The 12,513-nt window shown below is 68.3% G+C and carries 12 protein-coding genes and 1 pseudogene; 8 read left to right on the top strand and 5 right to left on the bottom strand.

Annotated elements, in window-relative coordinates; genetic code table 11:
• Window positions 1-8 precede the first annotated feature (8 nt).
• Together MVF96_RS16945 and MVF96_RS16940 are read left to right on the top strand one after the other, a co-directional pair.
• Window positions 9-1,082: an ABC transporter substrate-binding protein gene (locus MVF96_RS16945; RefSeq protein WP_247449791.1), complete on the top strand. Its 1,074-nt coding sequence runs from the start codon at window positions 9-11 to the stop codon at window positions 1,080-1,082.
• A gap of 23 nt (window positions 1,083-1,105) precedes the next feature.
• The gene (locus MVF96_RS16940; RefSeq protein ID WP_058252554.1) at window positions 1,106-2,200 is read left to right on the top strand and encodes an LLM class flavin-dependent oxidoreductase; all 1,095 of its coding nucleotides are present in this window, start codon (window positions 1,106-1,108) and stop codon (window positions 2,198-2,200) included.
• 36 nt (window positions 2,201-2,236) lie between these two features.
• Here MVF96_RS16940 and MVF96_RS16935 read toward each other — a convergent pair whose 3' ends face one another.
• The 3 genes from MVF96_RS16935 to MVF96_RS16925 form a co-directional block, all read right to left on the bottom strand.
• Window positions 2,237-3,283 carry a PHP domain-containing protein gene (locus MVF96_RS16935; RefSeq protein ID WP_058252465.1) on the bottom strand — a complete coding sequence of 349 codons (1,047 nt, stop codon included), beginning with the start codon at window positions 3,281-3,283 and terminating at the stop codon, window positions 2,237-2,239.
• A 91-nt stretch (window positions 3,284-3,374) separates the two neighbouring features.
• Window positions 3,375-3,719 (bottom strand): histone-like nucleoid-structuring protein Lsr2, encoded by a 345-nt coding sequence (locus tag MVF96_RS16930; protein ID WP_058252466.1) that lies wholly within the window; start codon window positions 3,717-3,719, stop codon window positions 3,375-3,377.
• Between the two features lie 265 nt (window positions 3,720-3,984).
• Window positions 3,985-4,806: a hypothetical protein gene (locus tag MVF96_RS16925; RefSeq protein WP_374612551.1), complete on the bottom strand. Its 822-nt coding sequence runs from the start codon at window positions 4,804-4,806 to the stop codon at window positions 3,985-3,987.
• A gap of 1 nt (window position 4,807) precedes the next feature.
• On the opposite strand from MVF96_RS16925, the gene trhO reads away from it, so the two are divergent.
• The 6 genes from trhO to MVF96_RS16895 all read left to right on the top strand — a co-directional run bounded on the left by trhO (window position 4,808) and on the right by MVF96_RS16895 (window position 10,347).
• On the top strand, window positions 4,808-5,665 hold the full coding sequence (trhO, locus tag MVF96_RS16920) for an oxygen-dependent tRNA uridine(34) hydroxylase TrhO (protein WP_159371222.1): 858 nt from the start codon (window positions 4,808-4,810) through the stop codon (window positions 5,663-5,665).
• 49 nt (window positions 5,666-5,714) lie between these two features.
• A complete protein-coding gene (locus MVF96_RS16915) occupies window positions 5,715-6,722 on the top strand; it encodes a CobW family GTP-binding protein (protein ID WP_247449790.1) in 1,008 nt (335 codons plus the stop codon).
• A 196-nt stretch (window positions 6,723-6,918) separates the two neighbouring features.
• Window positions 6,919-7,941 (top strand): N-acetylmuramoyl-L-alanine amidase, encoded by a 1,023-nt coding sequence (locus tag MVF96_RS16910; protein ID WP_159371959.1) that lies wholly within the window; start codon window positions 6,919-6,921, stop codon window positions 7,939-7,941.
• Window positions 7,942-8,024: 83 nt separating this feature from the next.
• Window positions 8,025-8,948, top strand: a complete 924-nt coding sequence (locus MVF96_RS16905) for an SDR family oxidoreductase (RefSeq protein WP_247449789.1) — start codon at window positions 8,025-8,027, stop codon at window positions 8,946-8,948.
• A complete protein-coding gene (locus tag MVF96_RS16900; RefSeq protein WP_247449788.1) occupies window positions 8,945-9,742 on the top strand; it encodes a fructosamine kinase family protein in 798 nt (265 codons plus the stop codon). The genes MVF96_RS16905 and MVF96_RS16900 overlap by 4 nt, the downstream gene beginning before the upstream one ends.
• 20 nt (window positions 9,743-9,762) lie before the next feature.
• Complete coding sequence (locus tag MVF96_RS16895) at window positions 9,763-10,347, top strand: nucleosidase (protein ID WP_247449787.1); 585 nt, start codon at window positions 9,763-9,765, stop codon at window positions 10,345-10,347.
• Window positions 10,348-10,350: 3 nt separating this feature from the next.
• On the opposite strand, the gene MVF96_RS16890 is transcribed toward MVF96_RS16895, so the two are convergent.
• Window positions 10,351-11,184, bottom strand: a complete 834-nt coding sequence (locus MVF96_RS16890) for a DUF6542 domain-containing protein (RefSeq protein ID WP_336287431.1) — start codon at window positions 11,182-11,184, stop codon at window positions 10,351-10,353.
• Between the two features lie 76 nt (window positions 11,185-11,260).
• Window positions 11,261-12,513 (bottom strand): annotated as a pseudogene (locus MVF96_RS16885) (DNA recombination protein RmuC).

Below are 12,513 nucleotides of genomic sequence, written 5' to 3'. Positions count from 1 at the left end.
CGATCTCGATGACACACCACCATCTTTCCGTGCGCGCATCCCGGCCCCGACGGCGCCGCGTGCTCGCCGCCGTGCTGGCCACCGCCGCCATGACCCTGAGCCTCGCGGGCTGTGTGCAGCGGGAGGACACCGCCGAATCGATCGCGAACGAGACGGTCGACGTCGCCTCACTGCAGGACCTGACCCTCCGAGTCGGAGACCAGAAGGGCGGCACCGAAGCCCTACTGCGCGCCTCGGGCGAACTCGAGAAGCTCCCGTTCACCATCGAATTCTCCACCTTCACCTCCGGCCCGCCGCAGATCGAGGCCGCCACCGCAGGCAAGATCGACTTCGCGGTCACCGGGAACACGCCGCCCATCTTCGGCGCCGCGGCGAACGCGAAGGTCAAGATCGTCACCGGGTACGCGAACAACGCCAGCGGCGACGCGATCCTGATCCCGGGAACGTCGACACTGGCCTCGGTCGCCGACCTCAAGGCCAAGAAGGTCGCCGTGGCGAAGGGCAGCTCGGCCCACGGACATCTGCTGCTGCAACTGAACAAGGTGAATCTGACCCTGGGGCCCGGCAAGGACGTCGAGCCGGTCTTCCTGCAGCCCGCGGATGCGTTGTCCGCGTTCACCTCCGGCAACGTCGACGCATGGGCGATCTGGGACCCGTACACCGCGATCGTCCAGCTCGAGAACAACCCGAAGACGCTCGTCACGGCCGAAGGCGTCTCGAACGGTTACGGTTTCGGGATCGCGGGCGACGAGGCACTGGCCGATCCGCGTCGCAACACCGCGGTACGGGAACTGGCGCTCGGGATCGCGCGGGCCGCCAACTGGGCCAAGGCCAACCCGGACACCTGGGCCGAGCAGTACTCCGCCGAGGTCGGGATCGATCCGCGGGCCGGCGCGATCGCCCAGGGCCGCAGCCTCCGACCCGCTATCGCACTCGACGACAGCGTCGTGGCGTCGGAGCAGGAGCTCGCCGATGCCTTCGCCGACTCCGGGCAACTCCAAGGGCAGGTCGACTTCGCGAAGTTCGTCGACAACCGCTACGACGAGGCCCTGGCACCGCTGTTCGGCACGCCCCAGTCCTAGTGGTGCGAGAAGGGAACACGCCCATGAGCCATTTCCACTGGTTTCTGCCGACCGCCGGTGACAGCCGCGGGATCGTCGGAGCCTCACATGCATCGGCGACGAAACGACACCCTCCGGGTTACCGTGCGCCAGACCTGCCGTACCTGATCGATGTCGCACGCACCGCCGATCGGCTCGGCTACGAGAGTGTCCTGACCCCGACCGGAACCTGGTGCGAGGACGCGTGGCTGACCACGGCCGCCGCGATCACCCACACCGAGCAGTTGACTTTCCTCGTCGCATTCCGCCCCGGGCTGATCTCGCCGACCCTGGCCGCACAGCAGGCGGCGACGCTCCAGCGATTCTCGGGTGGACGGATCGCGGTCAACATCGTGACCGGCGGTGACGAGGTCGAGCAACGCCGGTTCGGTGACTGGGTCGACCACGACCGCCGTTACGCGCGCACCGACGAGTTCGTGCAGATCGTCGACCGGCTCTGGTCCGGTGAGACCGTCGACTTCGACGGAGAGTTCTACCGGATCGCCGGGGCGTTCCTCGCGGATCCGCCGACCGATCCACCGCGGATCTACTTCGGCGGGTCGTCGGACCCGGCACTGACCGTTGCGGCCTCGCGTGCCCAGGTCTACCTCACGTGGGGCGAGCCGCCGGCGGTGGCCGGAGAGAAGATCGCGGAGGTGGCGCGACGCGCCGAGACGGTCGGCCGGTCACTCGAATACGGTGTGCGGCTGCATGTCATCGCCCGCGAGACCTCCGAGGAGGCGTGGCGGGTCGCCGACACACTGCTGCAGGGGATCTCCGACGACGAGATCGAGACCGCGTTCGCCCTGCACTCGGTCTCGGACTCGACCGGTCAGCGTCGGATGGCCGAACTCCACGGCGGACGTCGCGATGCGCTCGAGATCCATCCCGGCTTGTGGGCGGGGGTCGGGCTCATCCGTGGGGGAGCCGGCACCGCGCTCGTCGGCAGCTACGACGAGGTCGCGGCGCTGATCGGCGAGTACGAATCCGAGGGCTTCTCCCACTTCATCCTGTCGGGCTATCCGCACATCGAGGAAGCGCACTGGTTCGCCGAAGGCGTGCTGCCGGTGATCCGAGACCGGGTCGACGCCCTGAGCTGACAGCGTTCTGGACCGCTCGGGCCCCACCGGGACAGCTCAGCGGGCGAGCCACTCCGACAACCGGTCCGACGACCATGTCGTGACGATCCGGTCGGGGTCGATGCCGTGGTCGACGGCCCGCCGCGCGCCGAGGATCTTGAAGTCGAGTTGCCCGGGTGCGTGGGCGTCGGAGTCGATCGCGAACAGGCAGCCTGCGTCGTCGGCGATCTCGATCAGTTCGTCGGGCGGGTCGACCCGCTCCGGACGGGAGTTGATCTCCACGATGGTGTCGTGGGCCGCGCAGGCGGCGAACACGGCCTCGGCGTCGAAGGTCGAGGGCGGGCGGTGGCCGCGCCCGCTCAGCACTCGCCGGCCGGTGCAGTGGCCGAGGACGTGCACCCGTGGATCAGAGACCGCGGCGATGAGCCGGTCGGTCATGGCGTCGTGCGCCATGCGCAGATTGGAGTGCACGGACGCGGTCACGACGTCGAGCCGGGAGACCATCTCGTCGGTCTGATCGAGCGTGCCGTCGTCGAGGATGTCGATCTCGATTCCACGGAAGAGACGAAAGTGGCTGCTGTGACCGGTGTTCCAGTTGTCGATCGCCTCGATCTGGGCGGCGAGCCGTTCCGCGCTCAGTCCGTTCGCGACCGTGAGGCGCGGCGAGTGGTCGGTGATCGCGAGCCAGTCGTGGCCGGAGGCCTCCGCAGCCGCGGCCATCTCGTCGATGGGCGCGCCGCCGTCGCTCCAGTCGGTGTGGGCGTGCAGGTCGCCGACCACGGCCTCGACGAGGCCCTCGGCGCCGTCGGGGGCGAGGGGTGGATCTTCGCCCTGCAAACGTGCGAGGTACCCCGGTAGCTCACCGTCGGCGGCCTCGGCGATGACCGCCGCGGTGGTCTTGCCTATTCCCTTGATCGCGGTGAGAGTGCCGGCGACAGCCCGTGCGTGTAGCTCGGACGGGTCGAGTCCGGCGGCCGCCTGCCCGGCGCGGCGGAAGGCCTCCACGCGGTACGTGCTCTCCCGGCGACGCTCGAGCAGCCACGAGATGCGCTCGAGTGCGCGAATCGGGTCCACCGGAGCCGACAGCGGGGTCAGGGGCCTCATCGGCGAACAGCCCTTTCAACGCCTGTTGCCCGGCACGCGAAAGGCGGCCGGGCAACAGGTCTCATGTGTGATGACGGTCAGGTCTGACCGATCAGTGTGCGGCTTCGAAGGCCTCGATGATGCTCTGCGGGATGCGACCGCGATCACTCAGTTCGTAACCTTCGCGGATGGCCCACTCGCGAATCGCCTTGGTGGTCTCCTTGTTGCGTCCGCCCCCGGTCGCAGTCGACGCCGTTGCGGTGCGCTTGGTCACGCGACCGGTCTGGCGGGAGATGTCGAGGTACTTCGACAGCGAATCGCGGAATTGCTGCGCGTGCTTCGACGAAGTGTCGAACTCGTAGTTCTTTCCGTCGAGTGACCACCGGACGGTTTCGTACTGATCCAGCACCTTACCGTCGAGATCGTCGATGACCTGAACGATTTCCTTTTTCGCCATGAATTGCTTGTCCCCTCGAATTGTGTCATCCGACCAAGACGGACGTGCAAGGCCCGAAAACCTGCGTCCCCCCGTTTTGATCTATTCCAACTGTGCACAGCTTAGACTCAAACCATGAGTACTTGCTGAGAACCCCCGCCTAGACCATAAATCATTGAATAGCGTTAGGGAAGTCGAGACACGTCCGTTTGTTGACAAGTCGGATCCATGCTGGTCTCGACGGCGGGTTACGCGCAGTGGCGGACCGGTTCGAAGTAGGTGTGGTCTAGCTCGTGGGCACAGCCCCGGTCGTCCGCCGGGACGATTCGTCCGATTCCTCGGGCGACACGCTCACCAACGCTTCGGGCGCCCGATCTGCTGCATAGATGGTTTGGTAACCGTTCGGGGTGATTGCGAATCCTGATTGAGAACGCGATTCGAGACAGAACATACCGACGGTCTCAACGAGACAAGAAAATCGTGATATCGAAATTGTGCGACCGAAGTCGACAATCGAACTGCGATACAGAACGGGATATCGATTGGCGCACGCACCGCGCTGCGGTCCATCCGGTCCCAGGACGGCGTAATCCCGGGCCCAGTCGCAGGCGCCCGAGTCGGACGACGGGCGTTCCGCCGAGGAATCGTCGTCCGCATCCTCATCGATCCGACAGGCGAGGGCCGACGAACCGTTGGTACCGGTCGAGCAATTCACCGCCCGATCCGGCGTCGAGAAATGGAAACCGGACGAGTCCTGCAGCGGCGAATCCGCCGTCACCGAGCCCTGGTGGAAACGCGAGTTGTCGACGCGTGGTGCCATTGCGACGACTCGCCCGATTGTCCAGTCGGGCAGATTCCGTGCCGAGTCCTCGCCAGTGGTCGATGTCGTCGACGAGGACTCGATTTCGGTCACCGTCGACAACTCGTCGGTGGGCGGAATGACGATTCGGGACGGGCCGGAGTCCGACGGCAGGGAGCATCCGGCGAGTGCGACCGAAACGGTCAGTGTCCCGATTGCCGCGGTTGCGCAGATCACGCGCAGAAATCGGCGGTCGCGGGACCGTGATGTGGATTCGGGGCGGGGTCGCCGATTTCCGTACCCTTGCACTGTGCCGACCCCCAAGATCGTCTTGTTCTACGTCTTCGTTCCGCTGCCCGATCCCGAGGCCATCCGGTTGTGGCAGCTGGCGGTGTGCGAGTCGCTCGGGGTCCGGGGCAGGATCATCGTGTCACGCCACGGGATCAACAGCACCGTCGGTGGCGACATCGCCGCGGTCAAACGCTACGTCAGGACGACCCGCGCGTACCCCGGGTTCGCGGGGGCGGACATCAAATGGTCCGACGGCACGGGCCGGGACTTCCCGCGGTTGAGCGTGCGCGTCCGGCCCGAGATCGTGACCTTCGGGGTTCCGGACGAGATCGAGGTCGACGAGAACGGGGTCGTCGGCACCGGAACCCGGCTGAGTCCGGAGCAGGTGCACGAGCTCGTGGACGCCCGCGGCGACGACGTGGTCTTCTTCGACGGGCGCAACGAGATCGAGGCAGAGGTCGGACGATTCGCCGGCGCGGTCACGACCAAGGCGCGCACCACCCGGGACTTCGTGCCGTTGATCGAGAGCGGCGCGTTCGATCACCTCAAAGACCGGCCGATCGTCACGTACTGCACGGGCGGCGTGCGCTGCGAGGTCCTCAGCACGGTGATGCGGAACCGCGGGTTCGCCGAGGTCTACCAACTCGACGGTGGCATCGTGCGTTACGGCGAGCGGTACGGCGACGACGGGCTCTGGCAGGGTTCGCTCTACGTCTTCGACGACCGCATGGGCGTGGAGTTCTCCGACCACGCGGAGGTGCTCGGCCGCTGCGTCGAATGCCGTCGTCCGACGAGCAATGTCGCCAATCACCCCGATCGGGACGGCCGCGACCTCGCCGTGATCTGTGCGGACTGTCTGGAACCCGACCGCCGGTGATGAGCGCTGCGAAGACCCCGATCGCCGCGGTCCGGTTCCGGTCGTCGTGGTGGCCGGGTATCTGGGTTCGGGAAAGACGACACTGCTCAATCATCTGTTGCGGTCTGCCGGGCGCACCGGCACCCGGCTGGGCGTGCTGGTCAACGACTTCGGCAAGGTGAACATCGACGCGCTGCTCGTCTCGGCGCAGGCGGACGGCACGGTGAGCCTCGGGAACGGGTGCATGTGCTGCACCGTCGACGCCGACGGCCTCGCGGACGCACTCACCTCGCTGGTTCGTCCGAGCGCGGGGATCGACGCCATCGTGATCGAGGCGAGCGGGATCGCCGAACCCAAAGCGCTCATCCGGATGGTGACGTCGGTGGCGGACGCACGACTCCGCTACGGCGGACTGGTCTACGTGGTCGACGCCGCGCACGTCGAGGAGGTGCGCGGTACGCATCCGGAGCTGGACTCGCACGTCGCGATCGCCGACCTCGTGCTCGTCAACAAGGTCGACCTGATCCCGGATGAGTCCCGGCGCGTCGTCGAAGAGCTTGTCGCACAACTCAATGCGACCGCACCGCGGGTGGCGACCCGGAATGCCGCGATCGATCCGGCGCTGCTGTTCGATGTCGTTCAGCGCGACGTCGCGCAGGCTCGGTCCGGCCAGATGGCTTTCGACGAGTTGCTTCTGGACGACGCAGGTCACGCCGATCACCAGCATCTGCACGCGGAGTACGAGTCGGTGTCGTTCTCCAGCGACCGGCCGATGGATCCGCGGCGCCTGGCGCGATTTCTCGAACGTCCGCCCAGTGGCTGTTTCCGGATCAAGGGACTCGTCCATTTCGACGTACCGAGGCATCGGCAGCGGTTCGTCGTGCACGGAGTCGGCGGCTTCGTGCGCGTGATGCGCGAATCCTGGGAAGGGCGGCGTCCGGCCACCGAACTCGTCGCGATCGGGCGCGGTCTCGACGAGGCGGCCGTGCGCGCCGAGCTGGAGGCCGCCGTCGCCCGACCGGAGGACGCTGCGGACGAGAACGGCATCCTCGGAATCCTGCGGCACCTGGCGGACTGACCCGCGACGCGCTCGACACGCCGTTCGAGAGGTCACAGCTCACTAACGAAATGCCGTTGTCCCAGGACGACCATTTCGGAATCCCGCGTTCGTTTGTTTCACTGTTATGTCTGTGACCAGTGTGACCAGTGGTACTCAACGGGAGGGAGTGAGGCAAGTGACCAGCGCTTCGGCGCGTCGCGGCCTCGACAGCGCAATGTTCCGAAAGACGACAGCACAACGCCTCGCCACGATCGGCTTCGCCATGGTGGCCGCCACGTCGATGGCGGTCGCCTCGAACGTGGTCGCGGCGCCCGCCGAAGCGGCCCCCGCCCGCGGGACGGCACTGGCGGGGAAGACGATCTTCCTCGACCCCGGTCACCAGGCCTCGGCTGCCGGTCACGACCTCAGGGCACAGGTGCCGGACGGGCGCGGTGGCAAGAAGGACTGCCAGACCAGCGGCGCGACCGGTGTGAACGGCGCCAAGGAGCACACGGTCAACTGGCAGATCGGGCAACTCGTGAAGGCCGGCCTCGAGAGTCAGGGGGCTCGTGTGGTCCTGAGCAGGCCGGACGACACCGGGTGGGGCGGTTGTGTGGACGAACGCGCCGCCGCGGCCAGTCGCTCGGGCGCCGCGGTCGCGGTCAGCCTGCATGCCGACTCGACGGCGCGGGGAGCCGACGAGTCCAAGAAGGGCTTCCACATGATCGTGCCGTCGCTGCCGGTCCCGGATGCCACCGTCGACCGCGTGCAGTCCGGCGAGGGACGCAAGGCCTCGACGACCATGCGCGACGCCTTCGTCAAGGCCGGGTTCCCGTCGGCGAACTATGCCGGCGTCCGCGACGGCATCCAGACCCGTCCCGACATCGCCGCGGTGAACCTGACCAAGGTCCCGGCGGTGTTCATCGAGATGGGCAACCTCGCCAACCCCGGTGAGGCCAAGGCGCTCGCCGGCCGGGACGGTCAGGTCAAGTACGCCATGGCGATCACCGACGGCATCCTGAACTACGTCAACGGGAACGCCGCCACCGGAGCGGGCCCGGCGCCGTCGGTGCCGACGGACGACGCCAGCGGACTGTCCTCGGTCATCCCCTTCGTCGAGCAGCTCCTCGCCACCGAGGACCCCGAAGCCGTGGCGCGGCTGCTGATGACCCAGGGCCAGGACGTGTCCGCACAAGTGCTCAAGGCGATGCTGACCATCGTCTACGCGCTCTTCGACGGGAAGCTGCCGATCGGCTGACGTCGCCGGCGCGCGGCCCGATCCGGCGTGGGCGATCCGTCGATCGGCTGAGGTCCGCCGCGGCGGACGGCTAACCTCGCGTCATGGGTTTCAGAGAGCTGCTGTTCATGGACACCCCGGTGCCGTCGCTGCGTGGCCGCAAGGTCCTCATCACCGGCGCGGCGAGCGGAATCGGCAGGGCCACCGCCCAGGCCGCCGCCGCCCGGGGCGCCGAACTGGTGCTCACCGACCTGCACGCGGATCAGCTCGACGAGGTCGTCGCGGCCATCACCGCGGCCGACGGAACGGTCCTCTACCACGTGGCCGGGGACGTCTCGGACTTCGACTGGGTGGCCGGGTTCGCCCGCCAGGTCGACGCCGAGGTCGGCGTCATGGACGTGGTGATGAACATCGCCGGGATCTCGGCGTGGGGAACGGTGGAGAATCTCGAACACCGGCACTGGCGGAAGCTGGTCGACGTCAACCTGATGGGGCCGATTCACATCATCGAAAGCTTTGTGCCGCAGATGATCCGACGGGGGCGCGGTGGACACATCGTGAACGTCTCCTCGGCCGCCGGACTGCTGGCGCTGCCCTGGCACGCCGCATACAGCGCCAGCAAGTTCGGGCTGCGGGGCGTGTCGGAGGTTCTTCGATTTGATCTGCGGCGTCACGGGATCGGGGTGTCCCTGGTATGCCCCGGCGGGGTGGACACGCCGCTGGTCGACTCCGTGGAGATCCTCGGCATCGACCGCGAGAACCCGCGGGTCAAGGCCGCCATCAACGGATTTCACAGGGTCGCGGTGTCGCCCGACGTGGCGGCGGCGGCGATCCTGACCGGGATTCGCAAGAACCGCTTCATGGTCTACACCTCGTTCGACATCCGGTTCGGGTACTGGTGGGCGCGAAAGTTCGCACTGCCGTATGAGATCGCGATGCGAGTCGCCAACGATCGTTTCGACCGGCTCGCGCGAGTGAGTGCGAAGAGTCTCGAGGCGACGGCGACCGACGAGCATTCCTCCCGGTGAGTCCCGTCTTCACCAAGGCGCTGCGCGAGAGCGGCCCGCGGGGCGGTCATCCCGACTTCTTCGCGGCCGAAGCCGCCGGGTTGCGTTGGCTGTCGGCGTCGGGAGCGCCTGTCGTACAGGTGATCTCGGTGAGCGAAGACGCCATCGAACTCGAACGCCTCGAACGCGGTCGGCCATCGCCCGGAGTGGCACGGGAGTTCGGGGCCGCGCTCGCTCGGATGCACGACGCGGGCGCCCCGCAGTTCGGTTCCCCGCCTGCCGATGCGGACGGAACACCGTTCTCCGGTCAGCTGTTCATCGGTCGCCGAGAGTTGAGCTCGGTCGAATACCGGTCGTGGGGTGAGTTCTATGTCCGGGAACGGGTGGAACCGTATCTGGCCCCGGCACGCGCGGCCGGGAACCTCACGACCGAGGACGAGGACGCGGTCCGCGACGCATGTGTCCTGATCGCGGACGGCGTGTTCGACGACGACGAGGGGCCGGCACGCATCCACGGCGATCTCTGGAACGGGAATGTGATGTGGACTCCGCGGGGCGTGGTGATGATCGACCCGGCCGCGCACGGCGGTCATCGGGAGACCGATCTGGCGATGCTCGCACTGTTCGGGTGCCCGCACCTCGATGCGGTCCTCGACGGCTATCGAGACGAGCACCCGCTCGTCCGCGGCTGGCAGGACCGCGTCGACGTCCACCAACTGCATCCGCTCGCTGTGCACGCGGCCGGCCACGGACCCGGATACGGCTCGTCGCTGGGCCGCGCGGCGCGGGCGTCCGCCGCGCTCGCCCGCGGCTGACACACGCCATAATCGTCGGCGTGACTCACAACGCGCTGCCCCGACCCGGTGTCCTCGTCGTCTCGGCGACGCGGGCCGAGGCCAGACATGTGCCGCCCGGGATGCGGGTGCTCGTGACGGGCATCGGCAAGGTGCGCGCGACGATGGCGCTGAGCCGGGAACTCGCCGGCGGGGCGCCGGTCTCCGAGGTCATCAACATCGGTACCGCGGGGGCCCTGCGCGACGGTGTGAGCGGCGACGCCGAGTTGGGTCTGTTCCTCCCGTCGGCCGTGCTCGAGCACGACATCAGCAGCGCCGAATTACGGGCGATGGGTTATGAGATGACCGACCGCTGGGAGCTACCCGGCGGCGACGGAACGGTGTTGGCGTCCGGGGACACCTTCGTCGCGGATCCGGTTCGTCGGCGCGAACTCGCCCAGCATGCCCACCTCGTCGACATGGAGGGGTGCGCGGTCGCCCACGTGAGTGCTGAGTTCGGCGTGCCCTGCCGCCTGATCAAGGCGGTCACCGACAACGCGGACGAGGGTGCGATGGAGTGGCCCGCGCTCGTCGACGCCGCAGCGCGTCGGCTGGGGCGTTGGCTGGAACGCAACGTCGCGAGCTGAGGCTCAGGACCGCGTGTCGGCGACTCCGGCCGGGGGGATGTCGGTTGCCGACTCGTACGTCGGGATGTCCGGGCGTCGCGGCGCGGGCGTGGCGTCCGACGGCGTGAGGTCGGGGGCCGCGAGGTCGGCGACAGTAGGTCTCGGCGCGCCCGATGCGGTACGCGATCCCTTCGTCGCCGAGCGGGACGTCGCGGACGGCCGGTCCGAGGCTCCGGTCGAACGCGGTTTCGGTCGCGATCGCGGCGCGGCCTTGGTCGAGGAGGGCGAAGACTGCGCTGCCGATCGGTTCTTCTCGGGAGACGCCGACGGGGCCTCGGTGGCGGTTCCGGACGAGCCGGGCCCCTTGGCGCGACGATGCGTTGCCGCGCGGCCCGATGGCCGGTCGGCGTCGCCGCTCCCGGCCGCGGACCTGCTCGGGGGCGTCCGGCCCGCCTTGTCGCGACTCAGGGCCCGGCGTTTCGCCGGCTCGGCGGCCTCGCGGGTCAGGAACCACCGGGCGAGCACGATCCCCAGGGTCACGAGGAACGTCGTCAACATCCAGGGGAAGTCCGCCGCGATGGGGAGCAGGACATTGAAGACGAGGCTCTTCAGTCCCGACGACGCCTGCTCGGAATTGAGTCCGTACAGCGTGACGATGCTGACGAAGAAGGCGATGAGCGGGGGCTGCGCGGCGGCGGTGAACAGGGCACGACGACGCACCGCCAGCGCGGCGATCACACATCCGACGAGGTAGCAGAACTTGTAGATCGAGCCCAGCGAATCGTTGCTGCCGGCGTCGATGGCCGCACCGAGGCCCGTGATCCCGGTGGCCAGGAGAACGGCGCCCCACCACGGCACACCGCGGACCGCGGGCAGTACCGACTGCTGGTCCAGTGGTACCGCGGTTTGGAGACGTTGCGGGGAAGGCACATGGTCACGGTACCGGGTCCTCGACAGAAATCGTTTCACCCCGGACCGGGGCGTCGATGCCGCCTCCGGCGCCGTCCCAGGCCGGGCGGTCGGCCCCGCCGGGCGGCAGGTGTCGTGGATCACCGGTGGTCGTGGGGCGTCCGGGACATCGCCCAGGGCGTCGAGCTCGGCCAACCGGCGTGCGGTGACGCCGAGGCGACTGTCCACCGAACCGATCGTCGAGTTGTAGGCGTCGACCGTGCGCTGCAGCGACGTGCCGAGGGTGCCGAGGTGAGTGAGCACCCCGGCGAGCCGCTGATGGAGCTGCAGACCGAGATCGTGGATGACCGCGGCGTCGCGAGCCATCGCATCGTGACGCCATCCCAGTGCGACGGTCCGTAGCAACGCGATGAGGGTGGTCGGGGTGGCGATGACGACGTTGCGTGCGAAGCCGAACTCGAGGAGGTCGGGGTCGGTGCGGGCGGCGGCTTCCAGGACGACGTCGCCGGGCACGAACAGCACCACCATCTCCGGTGTGTTGTCGAAGGCGGACCAGTAGGACTTCGCGGACAGTCGTGCGATGTGAGCGCGCAGGGCGCGAGCATGTTCGCGGATGAGTTTGTCGCGAACGGACGTGTCGGTGGCCTCGGCCGCCCGCAGGTAGGCGTCGAGGGGCACCTTGGCGTCCACGACGATGTCGCGGCCGCCGGCGAGGTGGACGACGAGGTCCGGCCGCAGCGTCGTGGCACCCCGGCCGTTTCCCGAACCGTTCGGATCGGAGGGGTCGGTGACCGACACCTGGGTGCTGAAGTCGCAATGCTTGGTCATGCCGGCGAGCTCGACCACGCGCTCGAGCTGGACCTCACCCCACCGGCCGCGGGCGTGCGGGCTGTGCAACGCGTTGGCGAGCTGGCGGGTCTGGTCGTTGAGCGCGATCGACGCCGAGTGGATCCCGCGCACCTGCTCGGTCAGTCCGGCGTACGCGCCGATCCGGTTGTTCTCGACCCGGCGCAGTTCGTCGGCGAGCTGCGCGAGGTTGGCGCGCAATGGCTCGACGATGTGCGCAACCGAGCTGCCGATCGCCGACGACTGCCGGCGTGCCGCGTCCTCGGTGGCCCACGACAACGAGGACGCGACATCGTCGCGCGCGGCGCGCAGCATCTCCACCTCGGCGCGAGCCGCCGCCACGGTCGCGGCACTGCGAGCGGCGTGCGCCCACCAGCCCAGGGCGATCCCCAGGGCGAGGCCGACGACGAGCGAGAGGGCGGCAGCAGTCAT

Origin of the sequence: Gordonia hongkongensis, from assembly GCF_023078355.1 — a bacterium.
GTDB lineage: Bacteria > Actinomycetota > Actinomycetes > Mycobacteriales > Mycobacteriaceae > Gordonia > Gordonia hongkongensis.
This window is presented reverse-complemented; position numbering and strand designations above follow the sequence as displayed.